This is a genomic window from Streptomyces sulfonofaciens (genome assembly GCF_014656295.1).
Lineage (GTDB): Bacteria > Actinomycetota > Actinomycetes > Streptomycetales > Streptomycetaceae > Streptomyces > Streptomyces sulfonofaciens.
Window position 1 is genome coordinate 63,875 of sequence record NZ_BNCD01000020.1, and the last position, 23,545, is coordinate 87,419.

Here is a 23,545-nt window from a genome sequence, read left to right on the forward strand (position 1 = left end):
GGGCCGGGGAGCGGGCTCGGGTGGCGCCTTGCGCGATCGGGACGCGGCAGGGGACGGCGGGCACGCCATGGCGGAGCGGGCCCCGCCGGGAGGCAGCCACGCGCGCGCAGGGCCGATCGGGACGGGGCGCGGGGGCGTGGGGAGAGGGTCGGGAGAGGGCGCCGGGTGGGGCCGGGGAGGGCCGCCGGGTGGGTCCGGCGGGGGTTGCGGAGAAGCCGGCGGGTGGGTCCGGCGGGGGTGCGCGGCAGGACGCCGGGGCGGGCCGGGGGCAGGGCGCCGGGGGCTACTTCAGGTGGCGGTAGCGGCCGCGGAAGTAGGCGAGGGGGGTGCCCTCGGGACGGGGGAGGGCCGTGGCGAGGACGAGCCCGATCACCAGGGTGTGGTCCCCGGCGGTGACCCGCTGCCGGGTCCGGCATTCGAGGGTGGCCAGCGCCCCGTCCACCAGCGGAGCACCGGAGAACTCCCCGCGCGTGTGCGCCACGTCCTGGAACAGCAGCCGGTCGCTGAGCCGCCCCCGCATCGCGAAGCGCCCCGCGATCTGCCGCTGGCCCTCCGCCAGCAGGGAGACGGCCCACAGCGGCTGCTCCGCCAGCAGATCGTCCATGCGGGAGCCGTTGCGCACGCTGACGAGGACGAGGGGCGGTTCGAGCGAGACGGACATGAAGGAGGTCGCCGTCATCCCGGCGTCCTCGCCGCCCGGGCCGTCCGGGTCCAGTGCGGGCTCCTGCGCGGTGACCAGCGCCACGCCACCGGCCAGCCGGGACATGACGGCACGGAACTCGTCGTCGCTCACCCCCTCAGCATGCCCGTCCGGGCGTGGGGAGTGCGGTTCCGGGTGCTGTGGGACGGCGAAGGCGTTGGACACGCCGTAACGCTAACCATCCGCACCGCACCGGCGCATCAGCCCCGCCCCGTCCCCAAGGCCTAGGTCCAGCGCCCGACACCCGCACCGGGTCCGGGTGCCGCGCGCTCGTTCCCGCGGGCGAGACTGCCCCGCGAACCGGACAACCCCGCGGACCAGACAACCCGCGAACCAGACAACCCCGCGAACCGGAAGGTCCTTCGGGCGCGCGCGGCGGCAGGGCGCGGATCACTCCCAGCGGTTCGAGCGGCCGCGCTTGGTGTCCCCCCGCCGCTTCTTCTCCACCAGCCGCCGCTCGTTGATCCCCCGGGGCACCCGGGTGGCGCGCCGCGCCCGCGGCGGTGGTGCCGTGGCCTCCGCCAGCAGCGCGGCCAACCGCACGGCGGCCGCCTCGCGGTTGCGCCACTGGGAGCGGTGCTCGGAGGCCCGTACGGCCACCACCCCGTCGACGAGCCGCCCGGCGAGGCGCGCGAGCGCGCGGTCGCGCCACACCGGCGGCAACGACTCCGTGCGCGCGAGGTCGAACCGCAGCTCCACCTGTGAGTCCGAGGTGTTGACATGCTGCCCGCCGGGCCCCGACGACCTGGAGAAACGCCACATGAGCTCGGCCTCTGGCAGCGAGACGGAGCCACGGATGACATAGGGACCGGCCATACCGCCATCGTCCCTCGTCACCACCCGCCCCGTCACCCGCTTTTCCCCACCCCGCTCCGCCGTCCGCCCCTCCCGCCCCGTCCCGTCGGCCGCCGTTCCCGCCCCGTCCTCCCGCGGACCCCGAGGCCGGGTGCGGCACCCCGCGCACCGTCGCGCTCCCCGTCACTCTCCCCAGGCCCGCTTCCCAGGCCCGCTTCCCAGGCGCGACGATCCGCGTCCGCGGCCCACCCGCCACCACCCCGCGCCATCACTTCTCGAAGGCATGTTCGTGAGGAAAAAGCCTTGGCAAAGAAAGTAAAGAAGTAGGGAACCCCATGGCGGTCGGTCGGCGTTCCTAGGGGTGACGGTAGCTTCGTCGGCGGCGTGGGCCCCGCGCAGCGACACGCAGCGGCACACCGTGCCGCACACCGCCGCGCACCCGTGCACGAGGGCCACCCGCGCCGACCGAACTCATCTCGATGGAAGGGACTTCCCGAAATGGCTGTAAGCCTGTCCAAGGGCGGCAACGTCTCGCTCACCAAGGAGGCACCGGGCCTGACCGCCGTCACGGTGGGCCTCGGCTGGGACGTCCGCACCACCACCGGCACCGACTTCGACCTGGACGCCTCCGCCATCGCGGTGAACGGCCAGGGCAAGGTCCACTCCGACAGTCACTTCGTCTTCTTCAACAACAAGCAGACGCCCGACCAGACCATCGTCCACACCGGCGACAACCGCACCGGCGAAGGCGCGGGCGACGACGAGGCGATCAACGTCAACCTCTCCGGCCTGCCCGCCGACATCGACAGGGTCGTCTTCCCGGTCTCCATCTACGACGCCGAGAACCGCAGCCAGAACTTCGGCCAGGTCCGCAACGCCTACATCCGCATCGTGAACCAGGCCGGCGGCGCCGAGATCGCCCGCTACGACCTGAGCGAGGACGCCGCCACCGAGACCGCCATGGTCTTCGGCGAGCTCTACAGGAACGGCGCGGAGTGGAAGTTCCGCGCGGTGGGCCAGGGATACGCCTCGGGCCTGGTCGGCATCGCCCAGGACTTCGGCGTCAACGTCTGACGACCGCCGGCACAGGGATGTTCGGCCGACGACCACGGGCACTGGGGTTCCGTCCGACGGCCGTCGGGCCAGGAGCCTCCGCCCGACGGTCGCCGTGGCAGGAGTCCTCGCCTGACGGCCGCCGACGCAGGAGCCTCCGACAGACGGCCGCCGTGGCAGGATTCCTCGCCTGACGGCCCGACAGCCGTCTGCGTGCCGCGGCCGCGTCCGCGACCGCGGGAGGCAAGCGCGGCTCCGGGACGCGGCACCGGGCGCCCGCGAGTACCAGGAGCGGCGGTGCCACCGTGCCCTCGGCACACCGGTACCGCCGCCCCGGCATACGGTCCGGTGGGTCCGCGCGGGCCGACGGGGAGGCGGGGAGACGGCACCACCGGCGTCAGCCGCCCGCCGTCCGGGGTCCGCCACTCCCGCGTTCCGCCGTCCGCGGTCCACCACCCCCGCGGTCCGCCACCCGTGGCCTGCGGCCCGCGGCCGTAGCCGGCCCCAGCCGTCCACCCACCCGCCCGTCCGCCCGTCCGCCCGTCAAACGGCCCACCCGAGCCGGGCGCACGTCCAGCAGGGGCGCCTTCCGCAAAGCCCGTCTTTCGCAAAGCTCCTGCCCCGGAGTCGGCCCCAAGGGCGCCGCGGCCCGGGAGCACCGCGGGCGCGCGTCCACCGCGCCCGCCCGCTCGATGCTCCGTCGCGCCCGCCCGCTCGACGCTCCATGCCCGCGGCGCAGCGGCCTCCACCAGCGCGCGTGCGCAACCCCGTGCGCCCCATGACACCATCCCCCCGTGCTCGACATCGGCTACGCCCTCTCCACTCGTTTTCCCGACCCCCCGGGGACCGACTACCGCGCCGCGGACGTACGCGCGCTGCGGTACGACCTGTTCTGCGGTGATGTGTACCTGGCGGACACCAAGGCGGACCGCGAACTGTCCACAGCCTGGGGATGGGTGCCCGTGCTGGACTTCGCCTGGGCGCTGTGCGACATCGCCGAGCAGCTCGACCGCGATCCGCGCGGCAGCCGGGCCCCGGGCCCCTACCCGGCCGAGCTGGACTTCACTGAGTCCACGGACCGGCTGCGCTTCGCGCGGCGCTTCGGCTGGGTGAGCATCGAGGCCGACTGGGCGCCCGAGGAGGCACCCCCGCTCACCTTCGCGCACGCCGAACTGCGCCGGGAATCCCGCGACTTCCTGCACGATCTGCTCGCCGACCTCATCGACATGCACGAGGACCTGGGCGAGAACCCGGCTGTCTGGCAACTCCAGGCCCGTTTCCCACGGGTGTGAGGGCCGGGCGCCGCGGGGCGCCGCGACCGACGACCCGACGACCCGACGAGCCGACGACCCGGCCACCTGCGCCTCACAAGTCCCCGGCGCCACCGGGGGCGTCGGGGCCCCCGGCGGTGCCGGTGCCCCGGGCACGTTCCCGCCGCTCCGGCAGCGCGCTCATGGACAGATCGATCCTGACCTCCTCGCTGTCCAGGACCGACTGCAACCGGTGCAGCACCGCGTCGTCGATGCTGCGCCGGTCCCGCAGCCGGACCAGGGCCCGGCGCTCGACGGCGACCAGGGCGCGGCGCAGTTCCAGCTCGGCCCGTACGTCGCGGCCGGCGACGGTGCCCGTGTCCTGGTCCCGGGCGGCGTACTGGCGCAGCTCGCGGCGGACGGCGTCGGCACTGTGCGGCGGGGTGCCGAGGAGGTCGGCGTGGTGCGGCAGCGCCTCCAGTGCGGCGGTGGCGATCTGCCGGTGGGCGCGGCGTTCCTCCGCGCGTTCGCCGGGGTCGTCGCGCAGGCCCGCCCAGCGGACCACCGCGGGCATCGTGGCGCCCTGGAGGACCAGGGTGACGAGGATGACGGCGACGGCGGTGAAGACCACCAGGCCGTGTCCTGCGAGCGGTCCGCCGTCGTCCTTGGTGGTGGGCACCGCCAGCGCGGCCGCCAGCGAGACGGCGCCGCGCACCCCGCTCCAGGCGAGGGGGAACCTGCGCCGCGCGCCGTAGCGCAGCGTGCGCTGGACCGGGCGGCGGTCCAGGGCGCGGATGAGGTAGGGCACCGAGTACAACCAGATCAGCCTGGTGGCGATCACCACCGCGCTGACCACGGCGGCGGTGGTGATCCGGTGGCCGAGCGTGCCGGCGCCGGACGCGGTCACCAGGGCGGGCGTCTGGATGCCGACCAGCACGAACAGCGCACTGTTGAGGATGAACGTGCTCACCTCCCAGAAGCCGGTGGTCTGCACGCGGATGCCCGCGCTGCCCAGCCGTGGTCCCGCCTGGCTGATCACCAGCCCGCAGGTGACCACCGCGAGGACGCCCGAGGCGCCGGCGGCCTGCGCGGGCAGGTAGGTGGCGAACGGGGTGAGCACGCCGAGCGTGCTCACCACGGCGCGGTCCCGCATCCGGACGCGCAGGGCCACCGCCGCGGCGGCGCAGACGGCACCGATCGCGATGCCGCCGCCGTAGGCGAGCAGCAGGCGCAGCGTGACGCCGTGCCAGGTGAAGACCCGCCCCTCGGCGGCGACACCGACGAGCACGGCGTAGAGGGCGAGCGCGGTGCCGTCGTTGATCAGGCTCTCCGTGTGCAGGACGGTCCGGATCCGGCGGGGCAGGCCACGGGCGACGGCGGCCACGGCGGTGGCGTCCGTGGGGGCGACCACGGCGCCCAGCACGAAGGCGAGTGACCAGGACAGGCCGAGTGCATGGCCCACGGCGGCGACGGCGGTGGCGGTGGCCAGCACCAGGCCGGTGGCCAGCAGGACGATGCCGCGGACGTTCCTGCGCACCTCGCGGAGCGAGGTGCCGAGGGACTCCCAGTAGAGGAGGGGCGGGAGGAAGAGCAGCAGGACGACGTCGGGCGGAAGGCGGAACCCGTGGAAGTCCGGAGTGAGTCCGACAAGGCAGCCGCCCGCGACCAGGGTGACGGGTTCGTTCCAGTTCAGGCGGCGGGCGAGCCAGGTCAGGGCGAGGACGGCCGCGAGGATCACGACGGTGACTTCCAGGCCCCGCACAACCGCTGCCCTCCACGGATCCGTACGCCCGCTCCCTGCCGTCTGCCGGCCCGCGGTGCCGGTCGGCTTCTGGACGGACACCGGGCAGCCGCCGGGACGTCCGGCGAATGTCCGGCGAACGTCCGGCGAATGTCCGGCGCGTCCGGATCGCACGCCCGGGCCCCGGCCCCGTGGACCCGCCGGGGGCCGCCGCGGTGGCCGCCCGTCCCCGTGGCCGCCCGGTCCCGCGGGCCGCCGGTTCGGTGGTGGCCGGCGGCCGGGGCAGTCGGTCCGCAGGGTAGCCCGACAGGGCGGGACCCGGTCCCGTCCCATACTGGACAGCCGCCCCGGCGAGCAGCGCGACGGCACGCCGGACGAACCGTCGACGGGCGGACGGACACGGACGACGGAAGGCCGGACGAGGACTACGGACGACCGAACGAGGACGACGGACGGCCGAACGAGGACGGCCGACGACCGAACGAGGACGACGGACGGCCGAACGAAAACGACGGAAGGGACCCGTTCGGGCGAGTGCGGTTAGCCCTCCACCACCCGCACCCCCATCTGGGCCGCGAACACCGGTGCGAGGTCCAGGAGCTGGCCGGGGCTGATCACCGCGCCGGACATGCGGTCCACACCGCGGGCGACGTCGAGGACCGCGGTGCCGCGCAGGTCGACGTCCGCCAGCGTGGCACCGCTGAAGTCGACGCCCTTGAGCGTGCAGTCCGGGAACTCCACGCGCTCCAGGCGTGCTCCGCCGAAGTCCGGCTCGACCAGCACACAGCCCTCGAAGACCACGTCCTTCAGCCGGGCGGCACGGAAATTGGGGTAGTCGATCTTCCCACCGCGTATCACCACCCGCTCCAGCACCGCGCCGTGCACCTGTGTCCCGCCCAGACGGGCGTCGACCACCTCCACGTCGCGCAGGGTGGCCTCGGCCAGTCGGGTGCCGACGCCCCTCGGCGCGGTGAGCAGGCAGTCCAGCAGGCGGGAGCGGGTGAGCCGCAGCTCGTCCAGTGCGCAGTCCGCCAGCGTGCAGTCCATGAAGCGCGCGCCGCCCGCGTCCTGGCCGGACAGGTCGAGACCCTCGAAGCGGGCGCCGTCGTAGTCCCCGTCCGGCTCCAGGGCGCCGCCCCGCCAGGGGGCGAGCGGCGGCAGCCGCACGTCCGGCCGCCGCGCCCGCCGCACCTTCGCCGTCTTCGCCATACCGCCGACTCCCTCGCTCCCGCGGCTTCCCCGCCGCCTCCGCCACGCCACCGGGCCCGACGCCCGGCCCGAAGCGCGGGTCCCGACCGCACCCCGACCGCACGCGGGCAAGCAACCGTGTCCGACCGCAGGCCCGCGGCCCGTCCCATGCTGCCCGGCGCCTCTGACAATCCGCCCGGCCCACCGTCCTCCCTGCCGCACGGCGCCCCGCACGAGCCCGTCCGACCTCCCCGGGCCCCGGCTTCAGCTCCGGCTGCGGCCCGGCTCAGGCTCAGGCCCGGCTCCAGCTCAGGCTCAGGACCCGGCTGCGGCTCCAGCTCCGGACCCGGTCCCGCAGGCCCGCCCACCCGGGTCCGGAAGGGCGCCCGGATGCGGCCCCCCGGCATCCGTGTTCTGCTGGCCGTGTGACCTCGACCCGATCAGGTGAGCGGGATGAGTCCGACGAGGGCCACGACCCGCACCGCTGGTGGGCACTGGTCGTCATCGCCCTGGCGCAGCTCATGGTCGTGCTGGACGCGACGATCGTGACGATCGCCCTGCCCTCCGCCCAGCGCGAGCTGCACATCTCCAACGGCAACCGGCAGTGGGTCATCACGGCCTACACGCTGGCGTTCGGCGGGCTGCTGCTGCTCGGCGGCCGGGTCGCGGACTTCGTGGGGCGCAAGCGGACCTTCATCATCGGCCTCATCGGCTTCGCGATCGCCTCGGGTGCCGGCGGCGCCGCGCAGTCCTCCTGGATGCTCTTCGGCGCCCGCGCCCTCCAGGGGCTGTTCGCGGCCCTCCTCGCGCCGTCCGCGCTGTCGCTGCTCTCCACGACCTTCTCGGACCCGGCGGAGCGCGCCAAGGCCTTCGGCGTCTACAGCGCGCTCGCCGGCAGCGGCGCCGCGATCGGGCTGATGGGCGGCGGGCTGCTGACGGACTTCCTGAGCTGGCGCTGGTGTCTGTACGTCAACATCCCCATCGCCGTCATCGCGGTGATCGGCGCGATGCTGCTGCTGCACGACCGGCCGGGGCACGAGGAGGCCCGGCTCGACGTGCCCGGCGCGCTGCTGGGCTGCGGCGGCCTGGTCGCCGTCGTCTACGGCTTCAGCGAGGCCGAGTCGCGCGGGTGGAGCAGTTCCTTCGTACTGGCGCTGCTGGCGGCCGGTGTGGCACTGCTGGTCTGCTTCGTGTGGTGGCAGACGAAGGCCCGGCACCCGCTGCTGCCGCCGCACATCATCCGGGAGCGGAACCGCGCGGGCAGCTTCCTGGCGATGGGCATGGCCACCATCGGCCTCTTCGGGCTCTTCCTGTTCCTGACCTACTACATGCAGAACATCCTCGGCTACTCACCGCTGCGCACCGGTCTCGCGTTCCTGCCCATCACCGGCGCGATCATCCTGGGCTCCACCCAGATCTCGGCCCGGCTGCTGCCGCACACCGCACCCAGGAACCTGATGGTGCCCGGCATGGTCCTCGCCGCCGGGGGCCTGCTGATCCTCACCCAACTGACCGTGCAGGCCGACTACGTCACCCACCTCCTGCCCGCGATGCTGCTGCTCGGCCTGGGCATCGGGCTGACGTTCATGCCGGTGATGGCGACGGCCACCGCCGGGGTCGCGCCGCGGGACTCCGGCGTGACGTCCGCGACGGTGAACACGGCGCAGCAGGTCGGCGGGTCCATCGGCACGTCGCTGCTGAACACCATCGCGACCAGTACGGCGGCGAGCTACGTGGCGAGCCGTCTGCGCGACCCCGCGCAGCGCGTCGCGGTCGAACGGGCGGGTGTCGTGCACGGCTACGCGACCGCGATCTGGTGGGCCGTGGTGATCATGCTGATCGGTGCGCTGGTCGCCGGACTGCTGGTCACCGGGGACGGACCCCAGCAGCCGGCCGCCCCCGAGCGGCGGGCGCCGGAGTCCGTGCGGTGACCGTGCTCGGGAGGGGGGCCGAAGCCCGGGCGTGGGGGCCGGGCGGCCCGGGCGCGTGGGATCCGAGGCCCGGGCGTGGGACCCGCACCCGGTCGGAGAACCGGGGCTGGGGGCCGGGTGGGGGCCGGGGTCAGACGGCGCCGGCGCCGGTGCCGGTGCCGGTGCCGGTGCCGAGCTTCCTCAGGGGTTCCTCCGTCAGGCGGTAGACCGTCCACTCGTCCTGGGGGCGGGCGCCGAGCGCGCGGTAGAAGCGGATGGAGGGTTCGTTCCAGTCGAGGACCGACCACTCCAGGCGCTCGTAGCCGCGCTCGACGCAGATCCGTGCCAGCTCGGTGAGGAGCGCCTTGCCGTGGCCGGCGCCGCGCCGCTCGGGACGTACGTAAAGGTCCTCCAGGTAGATGCCCTGCACACCGCGCCACGTGGAGAAGTTCAGGAACCACAGCGCGAAGCCCACCGGCTCGCCCGTCGCGTCGTCCTGCGCGATGTGCGCGTACGCGGCGGGGCGCGAGCCGAAGAGCGCCTCGGTGAGCTGCTCCTCGGTGGCCCTGGCCTCGTCGAGGGCCTTCTCGTACTCCGCGAGCTCACGGATCATGGTGCGCAGGACGGGCACGTCGTCAGGTGTGGCGGTACGAATCATGCTCGCAGGCTAACCCGACCGCGGCAGCCCACCGGACGCCCTCGGGCCGCCGGCCTCAGCGGCCCAGCAGGCGGCGTGCGACCTCAAGCTGGCGGGCGCCCGGCGGCCTGCCCTGTCCCACGTCCCACAAGCAGAACTGGAGCACCCGCACAAGCGTCCAGTTGCGTGCCCGCGCGCGGTCCAGGCCGAGCACGTCCGTCATCGCGTCGAACCGCCAGACCACCTCGGACGCCTCGAAGCGGTTGTGCAGGGCGGGGAACAGCTCGAAGCACGGGTCTCCGGCCAGCGGCTTGGGGTCGATGGCGAGCCAGGGCTCCCGGCCGCCGGCCAGCACGTTCCCGAAGTGCAGGTCCCAGTGGAGCAACCGGTCGCCGAAGCCACCCGATCCACGCCGCTCGCCGGATCCGCCGGTTTCGCCGGATGCACCGGATGCGCCCGCCGCGGCGTGCCCACCGGCTCCCGCGAACGGCCCACCGGAACCCGCGGACGGTCCCCCGGCTCCCGCGGACGGCTGCCCGCCGGGCCGGGCGACCGCCGCCCGCTCCGCCTGCGCCTCCGCCTGCGCCGCGCCCACCTCCGCTGCCTGCGCCTCCGCCTCCCCGGTGGCATCCGCCGCCGCGATCAGCCCTTCGAGGGCCGCCGCGCAGTCCTCCAGCACCCGCCGCGCCCGCGGATCCGCGATCCGCCGCACCACGGGCGCCCGCGCGGCGGTGTCCCGCGCGATCGTGCCGAGGTCCCGCAGGCCCCCGGGTGCGCGGACCGCCGTCAACCGGGCCAGCAGCCCCGCGATGACCAGCACGGCATCGCGCGAGTCGGCGACCGAGGTGAGGTGCCGGGCCGAGTCGAGCCGCTCCAGCAGCATCGTCCCGGTCTCCGCGTCGTGCTCCAGCAGCCGGACGGCGCCCAGGCCGCCCCAGGCCCGCAGCGCGACCGGCTCGCCCTCGGTCTCCTCGTCCAGGTGCTGGAGCTTGAGCGCGGCCGGCGTGCCGTCCGCGCGCCGGACCGGCAGCACCAGCGCGCACGTCCCGGACATCGCGGGCCCGTCGCGGGTCAGCCGCCAGCGCCGCAGGAAGACGGCGGCCCGCTCCGGCAGCACCGCGACGAAGGCGCGGCCCAGGGCCCCGTTGTACGTCGTCTGCGCGGTGACCAGGCCCTCCGGGATCTCCATCATCCCGTCGATCCTAGACGGACCCGACCGCCCCTTTGTCAGGTTTCCTTGACAACCCACCCTGCTGTCAGGCTAGCCTGACACCCATGACAGCCGAGGAGACCCCGGCCGCCCTGGCCGGACAGGTGACGGACAAGGACCCGGCGGTGGGACTGCGCGCCGTGGTGGCTCTGCGGCGGCTGCTGGAGGAACTGGAGCGGCTCCACGTCGACAACGCCCGCGACCAGGGCTGGTCGTGGCAGAGCATCGCGACCGCGCTGCGCGTCAGCCGCCAGTCGGTGCACGAGAAGCATGCGAGCAGACGCAGGAACACAGGCAAGGAGGACTGAGGTGTTCGAGCTCTTCACCGACGGCGCCAGACGCGCCGTGACGGCGGCCCAGGACGAGGCGGTGTCGCTGGGGCACGACTTCATCGGCACCGAGCACGTACTGCTCGGGCTGACCGCCGTACCCGGCGGCACGGCCGCCGAGGTCCTGGGCGACTACGGCGTCAGCACCGCACGCGCCCGCGACGAGACGGTCCGCCTGCTCGCCGCGGCGGGGGTGGCCGCCCCCGGCGGCCAGGCCGACAAGGACGCCCTGGCCACGCTCGGCATCGACGTCGAGGAGGTCAGGCGCAGGGCGGACGACGCCTTCGGCCCCGGCCGGTTCCGCTTCCCGCGGCCCGCCTTCACGCCGCGCGCCAAGCGGGCCATGGAGATGACGCTGCGCGAGTCGCGCGCCCTCGGGCACGAGCACATAGGCACCGAGCACCTGCTGCTCGGCCTGCTCGCCGAGGATGCCTCGCACCCGGAGGCGAACGGCGACGGGGGGCCCGACGAGGGGCGGGGCCACGGCGGCGCCGTCCGCGTCCTCACGGCCCTCGGGGCCGCCCCGGCGGCCCTGCGCACCGCGGCCCTGACCCGCCTCGGGCCGCCGGTGGAGTAGTCGTGAAGGCGGCGGCGCCGTCGCCGGGCGCGGGGCGCGGGGCGCCGGGTCCGCAACCGTCGGCCGGCCCTCGGCCGGCCCTCTCGGCTAGCCCTCGCGCGAGGGGGCGAGGCCGGCGGCGGGCGGTGCCGTGAGGCCGGGCCGCTCATGGCGGTGGGCGGCCAGCCAGCCGAGCAGCGCGATCCCGCAGAGGGCGGCCGAGACCGTGCAGGCGCCCGCCCAGCCGTAGCGGTCGTAGGCGGCGACCCCGACCGACGTGCCGAGTGCCCCGCCGACGAAGTAGGTGGTCATGTAGACGGTGGCTATGCGGGAGCGGGCCGCGTCGACCAGGTCGTAGATGACCGCCTGGTTGGTCACGTGCACGATCTGGCAACAGGCGTCCATGACCAGCGCGCCGACCACCAGCCAGGCCAGGCTGTGCGCTCCTGCGGCGAGCACGCCGAAGGAGCCGAGCAGCAGCGCGATGCCCGCCCCGGTGACCGGCCAGCGCAGCCGCCGCCAGCGGTCCAGCAGGCGCCCGCCCGCCAGCACGCAGCCGGCGCCGAGCGCGCCCACGAGCGCGAAGAGCCCGATCTCGGCCTGGCCGTACCCGAAGGGCGGGCCCGCCAGTTGGAACGTCACGGTCGACCAGAAGCAACTGAACGTGGCGAACTGCGCGGCACCGATCAGCGACCGCCAGCGCAGCACCGGCTCGCTCCGCACCAGGCGCAGTACGGCCCGCATCTGGCCGAGGTAACCGATCTCCACCTCCCGGCCGCCGGCCGGCAGTACCCGGCTCACCACCACCGCGAGGACGGCCATCAGCCCGGCCGCGACGGCGTAGACGCAGCGCCAGCCCGCGGCCCCCGCGACGAGTCCCGCGAAGGTGCGGGACAGCAGTATGCCGAGCAGCACCGCGCCCATCAGGGTCCCGATGGTGCGGCCCCGCTGCTCCGCGCGCGCGAGCGTCGCGGCGTACGGGATGACCATCTGCACGACCACGGAGGAGACACCGATCAGCACCGCCAGCGCGCTCAGCACCCGCAACCCGGGCGCCACCGCGCTGGCCGCCAGCGCCACTGCGTTGACGGCGAGCAGTGCGCTGATGAGCGGGCGGCGGGCGATGATGTCGCCGAGCGGCACCACGAAGACCAGGCCGACGGCGAAGCCGACCTGCGTGGCGGTGACGAGGATCCCGGCCGCGGACCGGCTGGTGCCCAGCTCGTGGGCGATCGTGTTGAGCAGGGGCTGCGCGTAGTAGACGTTGGCCACCGTGATGCCGCACGTCAGCGCGAGCAGCCGCACGAGAGCGGCGGACAAGGCCTGCATATCCCCACCAGAGATCCGAGACGGACGGCGGCACGCGGTCACAAGGCCCCCGCCCGCGGGTCGAGGCGGTGGGTGGTGACGACGCGTCCGCGGGGGTCTGCCTGCGGGCCGCGCCGGCCGGTCGTGGACTGGTGTTCGGCAGGCCGGCCCCGGCCATCATAACCGTGCTGATCGATCATCCAGGCGGCCGACCGCCCGCCGGGTCAGCGGGACGGCGGGTCGCACGATCGGTCAGCGGGACGGCAGGTCGCACGATCGGTCAGCGGGAGGGCAGGTCGCACGATCGGTCCCGCAGGGTCCCTCCGCGGGACAGCAGATCCCGTACGGCCCTCGCGGTGTCGGCGGGGGCCTCCTCGGGGATGAAGTGGCCGCAGGTGACGGTGGTGTGCCGCAGGTCCGGCGCCCAGGCGCGCCAGAGTGCCGCGGCGTCGTGGCCGAGGGCGGCACCCCAGTCCTGCTGGAGGACGGTGACCGGCATCCGCAGCCGGTTCCCGGCCGCGCGGTCGGCCCGGTCGTGGTCGGCGTCCACACCCGCGGAGGCACGGTAGTCGGCGACGATCGAGGGCACGGCGGCACGGCTGGCGGCCAGATAGGCGTCGCGCACGTCCGGGGGGAGGGCGGCCGGGTCGGCCGTCCACGCGTCGAGGAAGTGGCCGAAGAACGCGTCCGGCGCGGCGGAGATCAGCCGCTCGGGCAGGCCCGGCGGTTGCGCCATCAGATAGAGGTGGAAGCCCACGGCGGCCTGGGTGCCGTGCATCGCCTCCCACATGTCCAGGGTGGGCAGGACGTCGAGACAGGCCAGGTGGCTGATCCTGTCAGGGTGATCGAGCCCGGCGCGGAACGCGACCAGCGCGCCCCGGTCGTGGCCCACCAGCGCGAAGCGCTCGTGACCGAAGGCGCCGGCCAGGGCCACGATGTCGGCGGCCATGGTCCGCTTGGCGTACGCACCGCCGGTTCGACCCTCGTGCCCGGTTCGGCCCTCGTGCCCGGCGCGGTCGTCGTAACGGGCGGGGTCGTCGTAACGGGCGGGGGCCTGGTAACCGGCGGGGGCGTCGTGTCCCTTGCGGCCGTCGCGCCCGTCGCGGTCGCCGTGCCCGGCGGGGACGTCGGGGCCGGACTCGGCGGGCTTGTCGCTGGCGCCGTAGCCGCGCAGGTCCGGGCAGATGACGGTGTGGTCGGCCGCGAGGTCGGCGGCCACGTGCCGCCACATCAGGTGCGTCTGCGGGAAGCCGTGCAGCAGCACGACCGGGCTGCCCGAGCCGCCGACGGCGGTGTGCAGGCGGACCCCGTCGGCGACGGGGACGCGGTGGTGGGCGAAGCCGGGGATGACGGGCGGCATGGGCGGGGCCTTCCTCTGGCGGCGTGGTGCTCGGTGTGCGGGGTGCGCGGCGGCCGGGGTGCTCGATGTGCGGGGGTGCGGGGTGGTCGGGGTGCGGGGGTGCGGGGTGGTCGGGGTGCGGGGTGGTCGGGGTGCCGGGTGCTCGGGGGTGCGCGGTGCTCGGGGGTGCTCGGTGCTCGGGGGTGCTCGGTGTGTGCGCTGCCGGTTGTGTGGGTGGTGCGGGTCGTGGGCCGCGTCGCTCGTCGCGGAGGGTGCGCGGGGCCGGGCGGGGGCGCGGATCCCGGGGCGGCGGAGCCCAGCCTCCCCCGGGCCGATGAGCATCCGATGAGCACGCGGCCCCGTCCCGGCCGGTGAGCACACCGGGACGGGGCCGCGTGAGCACACCGGGCGGGCTCCCGAGCCGGCGGACTCCCGAGCGGACAGGCGCGCGGCGGGCGAGCAGACGGCAGACGAGCACACCGCGGGCGAGCACACGGCAGAGAGAGCGCGGCGGGCGGACGAGCGGCAGACGAGCGCGCGGCAGACGAGCGCGCGGCAGACGGGCGAGCGGTAGACGAGCGCGCGGCGGGCGGACGAGCGGTAGACGAGCGCGCGGCGGGTGGACGAGCGGCGAACGGACGAGCGGGCGTGCCACGGCACCGGGGAAACGGGTGCGCGCACGTGCCCCGGTGGCCGTTCGGCGGGCGCGTTACCGTGGCACGTGACCTGGGGCGGAGCCTCGGAGAGGGTGGTCGTGGGTGACGGTGGTGTTCGGTGTGCTTGGCCCGGTGGCGGCCTGGGACGGCGCCGGAGAACCGGTCGGTCTGAAGGGGCCGCGGCACCGTGCGGTCCTGGCGCGGCTGGTGGTCGCGCGGCGCCGGGTCGTACCGGTCGCGCGGCTGGCCGACGAGTTGTGGACCGATCCCCCCGCGGACCCGGTGGGCGCGGTGCGCACCTTCGTGGCCGCCCTGCGCCGCGCCCTGGAGCCGGACCGCCCGCCCCGCGCCCCGGCCCGGCTACTGGTCACCGAGGGGCCCGGCTACGCGCTGCGCGCCGCACCGGACGCGGTGGACGCCTGGCGCTTCGAACACACGGTGACCGCCGCGGCGGCGCTGCCGCCCGATGAGGCGCTCGCGCGGCTCGCCCGGGCGCTGGAGGGGTGGCGCGGCCCCGCGTACGCGGAGTTCGCCGACCAGCCGTGGGCCCGCGCCGAACGCGCCCGTCTCACCGAACTGCGGCTGCACGCCGTGGAACGGCGGGCCGAGGCCCGGCTGGCGCTGGGCCGCCCCGCCGAGGCCGCCGCCGATCTGGACGCCCACGTGACCGAGCACCCGTGGCGCGAGGACGCCTGGCGGCTGCTGGCCCTCGCGCTGTACCGCGCAGGCCGCCAGCACGAGGCCCTTACGGTGCTGCGCAGGGCCCGCGCCCTGCTCGCCGACCGGCTCGGCCTCGACCCCGGTCCTGCGCTGCGCGGCCTGGAGGCGGACATCCTCGCGCAGGCGGCCCATCTCTGCCCGGAGGTCCCGGGCGGTGCCACCGACCGGGTGTGGGCGCAGACCACCGCCGCGTACGACCGTGCGGTGCCCGCCGGTGCCCGGGCCAGGCTGGAGTCGACGGTGGGCCTGCTGCGGGGCCTCGCGGTGACCGGCGGCAGCGGGCTGCGGGCGGCGGCGCGGCAGCGGGTCGCGGCCATCGCAGCGGCCGAGGAACTGGGCGATCCGGAGCTGACCGCGCGCGTGATCGGCGCGTACGACGTGCCGGCGATCTGGACGCGCGTCGACGACCCCGGGCAGGCGGCCCAGGTGGTCGCGGCGGCCGCCCGGGCGCTGGCCGCACTCCCGTCCGCCGCCGCCCACGACCCGGCCCGGGCCCGCCTCCTCGCCACCGTCGCCCTGGAGTCGCGGGGCCCGCGCACGGGGGATCCGCACGTCCGGGGTCCGCACGCCTCGGGCCCCCTCCCCCGGGACCCGCGACGCTCAGCGCCGACCGGGACGGGCGGGACGACCGGGGCGGGCGGGACGACCGGGACGGGCGGGACGACCGGGACGGGCGGGACGACCGGGACGGGCGGGACGACCGGGACAGGCGAGACCACCGGGACAGGCGGGACAGGCGGCCCCGGCGAGACGGGCGGGTCAGCGCCGTCCGGGGGCAGGTCAGCGCCGTCCGGGGGCAGGTCGGAGCGTTCCGGACATCCCGGCGGCGCGGTCCCCTCGCCGGGAGCCGCCGCCCGGCGGGCCGAGGAGATCGCGCGGCGGCTCGACGATCCCGCGCTGCTGGCGTTCGCCCTGAACGCCGTCTTCATGCAGAGCTTCGGCCGTGCGGGGCTCGCGCCGCGCAGGGACGGGCTCGGCGCCGAACTCGTGGCGCTGTCCGCCCGGCACGGGCTCATCGCCTACGAGGTCCTCGGCCACCTGATACGCCTCCAGGCCCGCGGCGCCCTCGGGGACTTCGCCGGGGCCGACCGGCACGCCACCGCCGCGGACCGGCTCGCCGAGCGCCACGAGCTGCCGCTGGTGGGGGTGTTCACTACGTGGTACCGGGCGTTGCGGCTCGCCGAGTCGGGCGCTGACCCCGCCGCGGCGGAGGCGGCCTACCGGGAGGCGGCCACCCGGCTGGACGGCGCCGGGATGCCCGGCCTCGCACACGGCCTGCTGCCGCTCGCCCTGCTCTGCCTGCGCGTCCGGGACGGCCGCGGGGCTCCCACCGACGAGCACACCGACTGGGGCCCTTACGCCCCCTGGGCGCGGCCCCTGGTCCTGCTGGCGCAGGGCCACCGCGGTGCCGCCGCCGCGGCCCTGCGCGACGCCCCCGACCCGCCCGCCGACCTGCTCCTGGAGGCACTGTGGTGCCTCATCGCCCGGGCGGCCGTCGCGGTCGGCGACCGGGAGCGGATGGCCCGCGCGCACGCCGTCCTCGCGCCGGCCGCCGCCGAACTGTCCGGCGCGGGCAGCGGCCTGCTCACCCTGGGGCCGGTCGCCCGTCACCTCTCCGCTCTCACCACGGCCCTGGGCACCGGACACTGACGCACGTCCCCGTGTCACACCGCCGCTGCCCCGTGTCACCGCTGCCCCGTGTCGCCCCGGCCCCGCTGCCCGGACCCGGTGCTGCCTCTCCCCTCTCCCCTTTCCCCCTCGCCGAGGGAACGGGTCACTCCGCGTCTTCCACGCCGCCGCAGGTGGAACAGATCCACAGGTCGGACTGCATCCACATGGTGTGCTTGCAGCCCGGACAGCCGCGCGTGCGAATGCCGTGCCGGCCCATGGCCGGCGGATCCGCCGTCGTCGTCGCGTAGGTGATGATGCTGCTCGTGTCCTGATCGGGATCGGCCATCCGCAGGAGCCACGCGATGCGCGAGCGAGCCTCATCGGCAAAAGCGGTCATCTTACCCATACCGTAGCCGCGGGATCGGTGAAGCAGGCTTCCTTCCCTGCGAATGACTCCTTCGGGGTACGGACGGTTGCCTTCCCCCGCGGAATGGGGCTGCGATACCGACCGGGCCCCCGGCGGACGAGCGGACGGCGGGCGAGCAGAGCGGGCCGGTTCCGGCCGTCACGGCCGAGCACGGCACCCGGCCGAGGACCCGGCACCCGACCGAGGACCCGGCACCCGACACCCGGCACCCGGCTGAGGACCGGCCGTGGGAGGCGGCACAGGGGGTGGCGCGCCGGACGGCTCCGCTGCACCGGACCCGGCGGGCCGGCACCCACCGGGCCCCGGCCTGGAAGTGGCTGTGGCATGTGGCTGTGGCATGTGGCTGTGGCATGTGGCTGTGGCATGTGGCTGTGGCATGTGGCTGTGGCATGTGGCTGTGGCTGTGGCTGTGGCATGTGGCTGTGGCTGTGGCTGTGGCTCAGTGTGCCGACGAATCGGCGCTCCGGCGGCACACCAGCGCGTCGGGATCCGAGAGCAGCGGCTGGAGGGAGTACCCGCCAGGGCAGGACGGCCCCGCAGGCCCTGCCGGTCCGGGCGACCCTGACGGCCCCACAGGCCCGGACGGCCCCGCGGGCCCGGGCGGCCCCTCGGGGCCGGTGCCGCCCATCGGTCCCGGCTCACCCCGTGGACCCGTCGCACCGGTGGGCCCCTGCTCGCCAAGCGGCCCGGATGAGCCGGGCGGCCCGGGTGGCCCGGGTGGTCCGGTGGAACCGTCTGCGCCGTCGGCGCCCGTGTCGCCGTCGCGGCCGTTCCTCCCGTCCTTCCCGGGGCGCCCCGGCGCCCCGGCCGGACCCCGCTCGCCACGCGGCCCGGACGGCCCCGCTGGCATCGCGGCCGGTCGCCCGCGGCTGCCGGGCGGGCCCGCGACCGGCCTGCCGCCGAGCTGCTGCACCTGGCGGGCGAGCGCGTCGCGAGCGGCGTTGGCGTCGTGCAGATCCGCGGCGAGTTGCTGAAGGGCGATGACCAGCCACGCCAGCACCGCGAGCCCGGCGATCACACCGAGTCCGAACCACAGGTCCGCCCGACGCCGCGCGGGCTCGTCGTGGCGCATCATGACCCCGCCCCCCTCGCGGTGAGGTACGCCGAAGGGGACGCGAGCGGCCACCGGCACGATCGGGGGAGACGGCGGTCCACCGCCGGTCGGCCGCGCACTGCCAGGCCCGCTCCCGGTCCGCCCGCTCCCGTGCGACCGCACGCGCCACGACCGCTTGCAAGTCCTCGTCGAGCGCACAAATCGCAGCTCAAACACGTCGAGCGACACTTTACCGTCGACTCCGACCCCCTGGCGGCGGATGCCCTCGGGGCCGACGCACGCCGCACCCCGAGCGACGCGCAGGCGCACAGGCACACAGGCACACAGGCACACAGCCGCACAAACACGCAGCCGCACAAACACACAGGCACAGACGGACGTCGGCACCCGACTGCCCCGACCCTCCCCGCTCCCTGTCACTCCCGGGAGCGATCGGGAGTCACCGGGAGAACGCCACGACTGCCGACCCGCCGCCGATCCGCGAACGTGACGCCCGCCACGAGGCAACGGCCACGAACGGCCATGAACGGCCACGAACGGCCATGAACGGCCACGAACGGCCATGAACGGCCACGAACGGCCACGAGGAGGGGCCGGGTTGGACATGCCTTCTCCCCGCGGAGGAGGGGTCGGGTCGGACAGGCCCTCTCCCCGCACCGGCGTGCAACACGCCGCACCCCGTGCGGAGCGCCCGACCAGCACGAATGCTGGGTCAAGATTGCCCAGAGAGGCCTGCCCGCCCTGTCCGCGGCCATGTCCGACGCGCCCGCCCTCAAGTAGGTGGTGATCCGTGGGGCACGCAGACACCCTGCTTGCCATGGGCGGCGCCTTCCTGGCCGCCGCCGTCCTCGCCCGCCTCGGCAGCAGGATCGAGCTTCCCACCATCCCGCTGTTCATGATCGCGGGCGTGCTCCTCGGCCCCCACACACCCGGGCTGGTCCTGGTCGACGACCCGCACGAGTTCGAGATGCTCTCCGCCCTCGGCCTGGTCCTGCTGCTGTTCTACCTGGGTCTGGAGTTCCACCTCGACGATCTCAGGAGCGGCGGCAGACGCCTGCTGGCCGCCGGCGGGATCTACCTGCTGCTGAACGTCGGCGCGGGCCTGGGATTCGGCGCCGTCCTGGGCTGGGGACCACGTGAGGCCCTGGTACTCGCCGGTGTTCTCGGCATCTCCTCGTCCGCGATCGTCACGAAGATCCTCATCGACCTGGGCCGCCTGGCACGCCCGGAGACGCGCCTGATCCTGGGCGTCATCGTGGTCGAGGACATCTTCCTCGCGCTCTACCTCGCGGCGCTGCAACCGATCATCAGCGGCGCCCAGGGCCCTTCGGAGACGGTGGTCCAGGCGGCCAAGGCGTTCGGCTTCCTGCTCGTCCTTGCGGCCGCCGCCCGCTACGGCACACGGCTGGTCGGGCGCCTGATCGCGGTCCGCGAGGACGAACTGCTGGTCATCAGCTTCCTCGGCACCGTCGTCCTCGTCGCCGGCGTGTCCGAGGTCCTCGGGGTCGCCGATGCCATCGGCGCCTTCATGACCGGCCTGATCCTCGCAGGCACCTCCTCCGCACCGCGCATCCGCAAGCTCGTGCACCCCCTGCGGGACGCCTTCGCGGCGATCTTCTTCTTCGCCACCGGCCTCTCCATCGATCCCGGGGACATCGCGTCCGTCGCCGCCCCGGTGGCCGCCGCGGCGGCGTTGACCATCGTGGTGAACGTGCTTGCGGGGCTGCTCGTCGCCCGCCTGTACCGCTACGGTTCCGGGCCGGCCGCGGACATCGCCACCACACTGCTGGCACGCGGGGAGTTCGCGCTGATCCTGGCCTCGATCGCGACCAGCGCGGGCCTCGACGACCGCCTCGCCCCGTTCATCGCCGGATACGTCCTCGTGCTCGCCGTCCTCGGCCCCATCGTCGCCGGACGCGCCCACCTGCTCGCCCGTCTCCTCAGGGCAGCCGCCACCCACCTGCCCGACCGCCCCGCGAGTACGTGAACGAAAGCCGGCGCCCCGGCTCGTCCGTCCGTCGGCCCGGCGCGGCGGCACCGAGCGGCGGAACCAGAAGGGCCCCGCAATCCTCACGGGGCCCTTCGACCGAACCGTTTGCCTGGTCGGAGTCAGAGCCTCCCGTCGGAGTCGAACCGACGGCCTACGCATGACGAGTTGGCCGATCACCTGTCGTACACGTCCACCCTCGTCTGTCACCAGGCCGTTTTGCAGGTCAGGACGGGAACTGAATGGACACGGACGCCGGCGGATCCCACCGGACCGAAGGGAGATTGGGACCACGCCCGGCGCCGGGTCCCCGGAGCGATCCTGCCCGGTCCCGGATCGGTGCCGGGCAGGGTGCTGGTCGCGTCTGCCGTGGCGGTCCGCAGCAGTTGCTGGACCACGAGCAGGGCATGGGTCTCCTGGTCGATGCCTTCGGGGTACGGGCCCACGGGACCAAGGCCCCCGAGGATGGCCGACTTCAGTTCCAGGTAGGCGGTTCCGATTCCCCACCGCTTCCCGGTCAACGCCGCCCGAATCGAACTCGGCCTCTTGGCGATCGACGCCGGTCGGGGCCGTACCGCCGCCGTCCTGTCGCCGGCCCTGCCCGCCAGATGGCGGGTCATCACCGCCGCGTGGCACTGTCGAGGCCCTCTCGCCCGCGCCGAAGATGGAGTCCAGCGGTCACGGAGCGCTGACCAGGAGTCCCAGGGAGCTGACCATGACGACCACCATTCCGGCCCGCCCTCCGTTCGACCCGGAGCTCGCCGCCGCACTCGCCGTCATCAACGAGAGCCTCCCGCCGACGTTGACCGCGGAGATGATTCCCTCACTGCGGCAGGGCATGGCCGAGCAGCGGGCGACCGACGAGGAGCTGTCCCTCGGCGGGGCGTTCGTCGTCGGGGAACGGCTGGTGCCCGGACCGGCGGGCGCGCCGGAGATCTCGCTGGTGATCGCCCGCCCGGCCGCCGCGGAAACCGCCGTGGGCGTCATCTACCACATCCACGGCGGCGGCATGTTCCTCGGCCACAACCGCGGCCATGAGCTGGTCGAACAGCTCGGCTGGGCCCGGGAGCTCGAACTCGCCGTGGCTTCGGTGGACTACCGGCTCGCCCCCGAACATCCGCATCCCGCACCGGTCGAGGACTGCTACGCCGGTCTGACCTGGGTCGTCGAGAACGCCACCGAACTGGGGATCGACCCGGACCGTGTGATCATCACCGGTAGCAGCGCCGGCGGCGGACTCGCGGCGTCGACGGCGTTGCTGGCCAGGGATCGCGGCGGTCCGGCGCTCGCCGGGCAGATGCTGCTGAGCCCGATGCTCGACGACCGCAACGACACGCCGTCCGCCCACCAGATGGCCGGGGTCGGCATCTGCGACCAGGCGTCCAACGAACTCGGCTGGACGTCGTTGCTCGGGGACGCGCGAGGCGGAGCGGACGTCTCGCCGTACGCGGCCGCCGCGCGGGCCACCGACCTTTCGGGACTGCCACCGGCCTTCCTCGACGTCGGCTCCGCGGAGACGTTCCGGGACGAGGCCGTCACCTACGCGGCACGGCTGTGGCAGGCCGGGGGCCAAGCGGAGCTGCATGTGTGGCCCGGGGGGTTCCACGGGTTCGACCTGCTCGCCTCCTACGCCGTGCTTTCCCAGGCCGCCAAGGCGCAGCGCCTGCCGTGGCTGCGCCGGGTGCTCGGTTCCTGACACGATGAGTTGATGAAGGATCTCGTCGGCCGGCTCTCGGCGCTCGACCCCGACGCCGGGGCCGCGGTCAAGGTGATCGCGTACTTCGACCAGCTCGTTGACGGGCGGGCCGGGCTCGAAGCGATCGTCCGCGGCGCGGCCGTCCTGTCCGGGTGCGTGGTCCGCCTGGTCGATGACGAACGCCATGTGCGGGTGCGCGTAGGCCCGGAAGGCCATGCCCCGGACGACGGGTTCGACCCGCCGGAGCCGGAGTGGCTCAATGCCCCGCTCGTCCCCGGCGGACCGCCGGTCCTCTGGCTGGAGCGGCCGGGGCCGGCCGGTCCGGTCGACGCGATGGTGTTGGAACGGGCCGTCTCCGCGGCGCGCGGCGTGCTCGACCGCACTCGGGGCCGCGCCTCGGGTGACCCCGCGCTCATGGAGGTCGTGCTCGACGCGTCCGCCGAGGAAGCGACTCGGACGCGTGCCGCGCGTCGGCTCGGCCTGCCCGGCACCGCACGGGTACTGGCGCTCGACGGTGGTGCCGCGCGGATCGAGGCCACCGGCGCGGTACCCGGGCGCGGGCGGGTCGGGGTCGGCCCGATGGTGCCCGTGCTGGACCTGCCTGCCTCGTGGGAAGCGGCCCGGACGGCGTTGCGGTTCGCGGCCGACGGGACCGAGCAGGACCCCGGCGCGCGGGTGGTCCACGCGGACGAACTCGGCGGCCTCGCCGTCCTCGCGGCGGCCGTCGCGCCGGGGACGAAGCCGGTGGCCGACGTCCTCGCGCTGGAGCGGGCCCGGTCCGCGGCGCCGTGGGTGCTCGGCACCCTCGTCACGTTCGTGTCCAGCCCGAGCCTGCGCACGGCGGCGACGGCGCTCGTCGTACACCATTCGACGCTGCAGGACCGCATCGCGCACGCCGAGCAGTTGCTCGGCTGGCCGGTGCGCGATCCGCCGGGGCGGCTGCGGCTACAGCTCGCGCTCGCCCTTCGGCGCCTTCACCTGCATACCTAGTGCTGTGACCGGGTCTGGCGTGGGCCGGGTGCACGGTGCTGACCGCCGTGCCGATCCCGCCCGCCGTCCATCCCCCCAGGACGCCATGCGCCGCATGGGCGCCTGTTCTGCCGTCCCAGGTCGCAGCGCCCATGGGGACCGGAAATGAGACCCGGGACACACGAGCGGCCCGCGCCCGGCTCCGCCGCCGGATCCAGTGAGCACGAAAGCCCAGGTCAGACTGGTCTGACCTGGGCTTCGCCAGAGCCTCCTGTCGGAGTCGAACCGACGACCTACGCATTACAAGTGCGTTGCTCTGGCCAACTGAGCTAAGGAGGCAGCCCGTGCAGTGTACCCAGCCCGCCGGGTGCCCCCGTCGAAAATTTCGTCGAAGTTCACAGGGGATGGA

Annotated in this window: 18 protein-coding genes, 1 tRNA gene and 2 pseudogenes; 9 read left to right on the forward strand and 12 right to left on the reverse strand. The window is 74.8% G+C overall.

Translation table 11 applies throughout. The annotated features are described in order from the left end of the window. Nucleotides 1-283: 283 nt before the first annotated feature. Nucleotides 284-766: a flavin reductase family protein gene (locus tag IE313_RS27030; RefSeq protein WP_189936842.1), complete on the reverse strand. Its 483-nt coding sequence runs from the start codon at nucleotides 764-766 to the stop codon at nucleotides 284-286. A gap of 324 nt (nucleotides 767-1,090) precedes the next feature. Next, nucleotides 1,091-1,516, reverse strand: a complete 426-nt coding sequence (gene arfB / locus IE313_RS27035) for an alternative ribosome rescue aminoacyl-tRNA hydrolase ArfB (protein ID WP_189936717.1) — start codon at nucleotides 1,514-1,516, stop codon at nucleotides 1,091-1,093. Between the two features lie 477 nt (nucleotides 1,517-1,993). Between arfB and IE313_RS27040 the strand changes: the two genes are divergently transcribed. Further along, nucleotides 1,994-2,569: a TerD family protein gene (locus IE313_RS27040; protein WP_189936719.1), complete on the forward strand. Its 576-nt coding sequence runs from the start codon at nucleotides 1,994-1,996 to the stop codon at nucleotides 2,567-2,569. A gap of 773 nt (nucleotides 2,570-3,342) precedes the next feature. Next, the gene (locus tag IE313_RS27045) at nucleotides 3,343-3,840 is read left to right on the forward strand and encodes a hypothetical protein (RefSeq protein WP_189936721.1); all 498 of its coding nucleotides are present in this window, start codon (nucleotides 3,343-3,345) and stop codon (nucleotides 3,838-3,840) included. 73 nt (nucleotides 3,841-3,913) lie between these two features. Here IE313_RS27045 and IE313_RS27050 read toward each other — a convergent pair whose 3' ends face one another. Together IE313_RS27050 and IE313_RS27055 are read right to left on the reverse strand one after the other, a co-directional pair. Further along, nucleotides 3,914-5,560: a Na+/H+ antiporter gene (locus tag IE313_RS27050; protein ID WP_189936723.1), complete on the reverse strand. Its 1,647-nt coding sequence runs from the start codon at nucleotides 5,558-5,560 to the stop codon at nucleotides 3,914-3,916. A gap of 519 nt (nucleotides 5,561-6,079) precedes the next feature. Next, nucleotides 6,080-6,748: a pentapeptide repeat-containing protein gene (locus IE313_RS27055; RefSeq protein WP_189936725.1), complete on the reverse strand. Its 669-nt coding sequence runs from the start codon at nucleotides 6,746-6,748 to the stop codon at nucleotides 6,080-6,082. Nucleotides 6,749-7,152: 404 nt separating this feature from the next. Between IE313_RS27055 and IE313_RS27060 the strand changes: the two genes are divergently transcribed. Then, entirely contained in the window at nucleotides 7,153-8,658 is a 1,506-nt protein-coding gene (locus IE313_RS27060) for an MFS transporter (RefSeq protein WP_189936727.1), read from the forward strand. A 130-nt stretch (nucleotides 8,659-8,788) separates the two neighbouring features. Here IE313_RS27060 and IE313_RS27065 read toward each other — a convergent pair whose 3' ends face one another. The 3 genes and pseudogenes from IE313_RS27065 to IE313_RS36480 all read right to left on the reverse strand — a co-directional run. Beyond that, nucleotides 8,789-9,295, reverse strand: a complete 507-nt coding sequence (locus tag IE313_RS27065; protein WP_189936729.1) for a GNAT family N-acetyltransferase — start codon at nucleotides 9,293-9,295, stop codon at nucleotides 8,789-8,791. 55 nt (nucleotides 9,296-9,350) lie between these two features. Next, nucleotides 9,351-9,668: pseudogene (locus tag IE313_RS36475) on the reverse strand (aminoglycoside phosphotransferase family protein); the annotation flags it as partial. A gap of 246 nt (nucleotides 9,669-9,914) precedes the next feature. After that, nucleotides 9,915-10,466 (reverse strand): annotated as a pseudogene (locus tag IE313_RS36480) (aminoglycoside phosphotransferase family protein); the annotation flags it as partial. Between the two features lie 83 nt (nucleotides 10,467-10,549). On the opposite strand from IE313_RS36480, the gene IE313_RS27075 reads away from it, so the two are divergent. Next, entirely contained in the window at nucleotides 10,550-10,792 is a 243-nt protein-coding gene (locus IE313_RS27075) for a hypothetical protein (RefSeq protein ID WP_189936732.1), read from the forward strand. 1 nt (nucleotide 10,793) lies between these two features. Next, the gene (locus tag IE313_RS36485; RefSeq protein ID WP_189936734.1) at nucleotides 10,794-11,390 is read left to right on the forward strand and encodes a Clp protease N-terminal domain-containing protein; all 597 of its coding nucleotides are present in this window, start codon (nucleotides 10,794-10,796) and stop codon (nucleotides 11,388-11,390) included. An 87-nt stretch (nucleotides 11,391-11,477) separates the two neighbouring features. Here the strand turns inward: IE313_RS36485 and IE313_RS27085 are convergent, their stop codons facing one another. Both IE313_RS27085 and IE313_RS27090 read right to left on the reverse strand, forming a co-directional pair. Next, nucleotides 11,478-12,698 carry an MFS transporter gene (locus tag IE313_RS27085; RefSeq protein WP_189936736.1) on the reverse strand — a complete coding sequence of 407 codons (1,221 nt, stop codon included), beginning with the start codon at nucleotides 12,696-12,698 and terminating at the stop codon, nucleotides 11,478-11,480. A gap of 259 nt (nucleotides 12,699-12,957) precedes the next feature. After that, nucleotides 12,958-14,037 carry an alpha/beta fold hydrolase gene (locus IE313_RS27090; RefSeq protein WP_189936738.1) on the reverse strand — a complete coding sequence of 360 codons (1,080 nt, stop codon included), beginning with the start codon at nucleotides 14,035-14,037 and terminating at the stop codon, nucleotides 12,958-12,960. Between the two features lie 737 nt (nucleotides 14,038-14,774). Between IE313_RS27090 and IE313_RS27095 the strand changes: the two genes are divergently transcribed. After that, the gene (locus IE313_RS27095) at nucleotides 14,775-17,042 is read left to right on the forward strand and encodes an AfsR/SARP family transcriptional regulator (RefSeq protein ID WP_189936740.1); all 2,268 of its coding nucleotides are present in this window, start codon (nucleotides 14,775-14,777) and stop codon (nucleotides 17,040-17,042) included. A 124-nt stretch (nucleotides 17,043-17,166) separates the two neighbouring features. Here IE313_RS27095 and IE313_RS27100 read toward each other — a convergent pair whose 3' ends face one another. Next, complete coding sequence (locus IE313_RS27100) at nucleotides 17,167-17,400, reverse strand: hypothetical protein (RefSeq protein ID WP_189936741.1); 234 nt, start codon at nucleotides 17,398-17,400, stop codon at nucleotides 17,167-17,169. Between the two features lie 1,874 nt (nucleotides 17,401-19,274). Between IE313_RS27100 and IE313_RS27110 the strand changes: the two genes are divergently transcribed. Continuing rightward, complete coding sequence (locus tag IE313_RS27110) at nucleotides 19,275-20,471, forward strand: cation:proton antiporter (RefSeq protein ID WP_189936743.1); 1,197 nt, start codon at nucleotides 19,275-19,277, stop codon at nucleotides 20,469-20,471. Between the two features lie 206 nt (nucleotides 20,472-20,677). Here IE313_RS27110 and IE313_RS27115 read toward each other — a convergent pair whose 3' ends face one another. Further along, nucleotides 20,678-20,992: a hypothetical protein gene (locus IE313_RS27115; RefSeq protein WP_189936745.1), complete on the reverse strand. Its 315-nt coding sequence runs from the start codon at nucleotides 20,990-20,992 to the stop codon at nucleotides 20,678-20,680. Nucleotides 20,993-21,186: 194 nt separating this feature from the next. Here IE313_RS27115 and IE313_RS27120 point away from each other — a divergent pair, with 194 nt between their 5' ends. Both IE313_RS27120 and IE313_RS27125 read left to right on the forward strand, forming a co-directional pair. Continuing rightward, nucleotides 21,187-22,167 (forward strand): alpha/beta hydrolase, encoded by a 981-nt coding sequence (locus tag IE313_RS27120; RefSeq protein WP_189936747.1) that lies wholly within the window; start codon nucleotides 21,187-21,189, stop codon nucleotides 22,165-22,167. Between the two features lie 12 nt (nucleotides 22,168-22,179). Further along, complete coding sequence (locus IE313_RS27125; RefSeq protein ID WP_189936749.1) at nucleotides 22,180-23,157, forward strand: helix-turn-helix domain-containing protein; 978 nt, start codon at nucleotides 22,180-22,182, stop codon at nucleotides 23,155-23,157. A gap of 244 nt (nucleotides 23,158-23,401) precedes the next feature. Here the strand turns inward: IE313_RS27125 and IE313_RS27130 are convergent. Beyond that, nucleotides 23,402-23,475: transfer RNA gene (locus IE313_RS27130), tRNA-Thr, on the reverse strand. Nucleotides 23,476-23,545: the final 70 nt, after the last annotated feature.

What these genes read in the sequence shown, in the direction of transcription:
- IE313_RS27030 (WP_189936842.1), bottom strand. Translation starts at nt 766, where the DNA reads ATGTCCCGGCTGGCCGGTGGCGTGGCGCTGGTCACCGCGCAGGAGCCC.
- arfB (WP_189936717.1), bottom strand. Translation starts at nt 1,516, where the DNA reads ATGGCCGGTCCCTATGTCATCCGTGGCTCCGTCTCGCTGCCAGAGGCC.
- IE313_RS27040 (WP_189936719.1), top strand. Translation starts at nt 1,994, where the DNA reads ATGGCTGTAAGCCTGTCCAAGGGCGGCAACGTCTCGCTCACCAAGGAG.
- IE313_RS27055 (WP_189936725.1), bottom strand. Translation starts at nt 6,748, where the DNA reads ATGGCGAAGACGGCGAAGGTGCGGCGGGCGCGGCGGCCGGACGTGCGG.
- IE313_RS27065 (WP_189936729.1), bottom strand. Translation starts at nt 9,295, where the DNA reads ATGATTCGTACCGCCACACCTGACGACGTGCCCGTCCTGCGCACCATG.
- IE313_RS27075 (WP_189936732.1), top strand. Translation starts at nt 10,550, where the DNA reads ATGACAGCCGAGGAGACCCCGGCCGCCCTGGCCGGACAGGTGACGGAC.
- IE313_RS27085 (WP_189936736.1), bottom strand. Translation starts at nt 12,698, where the DNA reads ATGCAGGCCTTGTCCGCCGCTCTCGTGCGGCTGCTCGCGCTGACGTGC.
- IE313_RS27090 (WP_189936738.1), bottom strand. Translation starts at nt 14,037, where the DNA reads ATGCCGCCCGTCATCCCCGGCTTCGCCCACCACCGCGTCCCCGTCGCC.
- IE313_RS27100 (WP_189936741.1), bottom strand. Translation starts at nt 17,400, where the DNA reads ATGACCGCTTTTGCCGATGAGGCTCGCTCGCGCATCGCGTGGCTCCTG.
- IE313_RS27120 (WP_189936747.1), top strand. Translation starts at nt 21,187, where the DNA reads ATGACGACCACCATTCCGGCCCGCCCTCCGTTCGACCCGGAGCTCGCC.
- IE313_RS27125 (WP_189936749.1), top strand. Translation starts at nt 22,180, where the DNA reads ATGAAGGATCTCGTCGGCCGGCTCTCGGCGCTCGACCCCGACGCCGGG.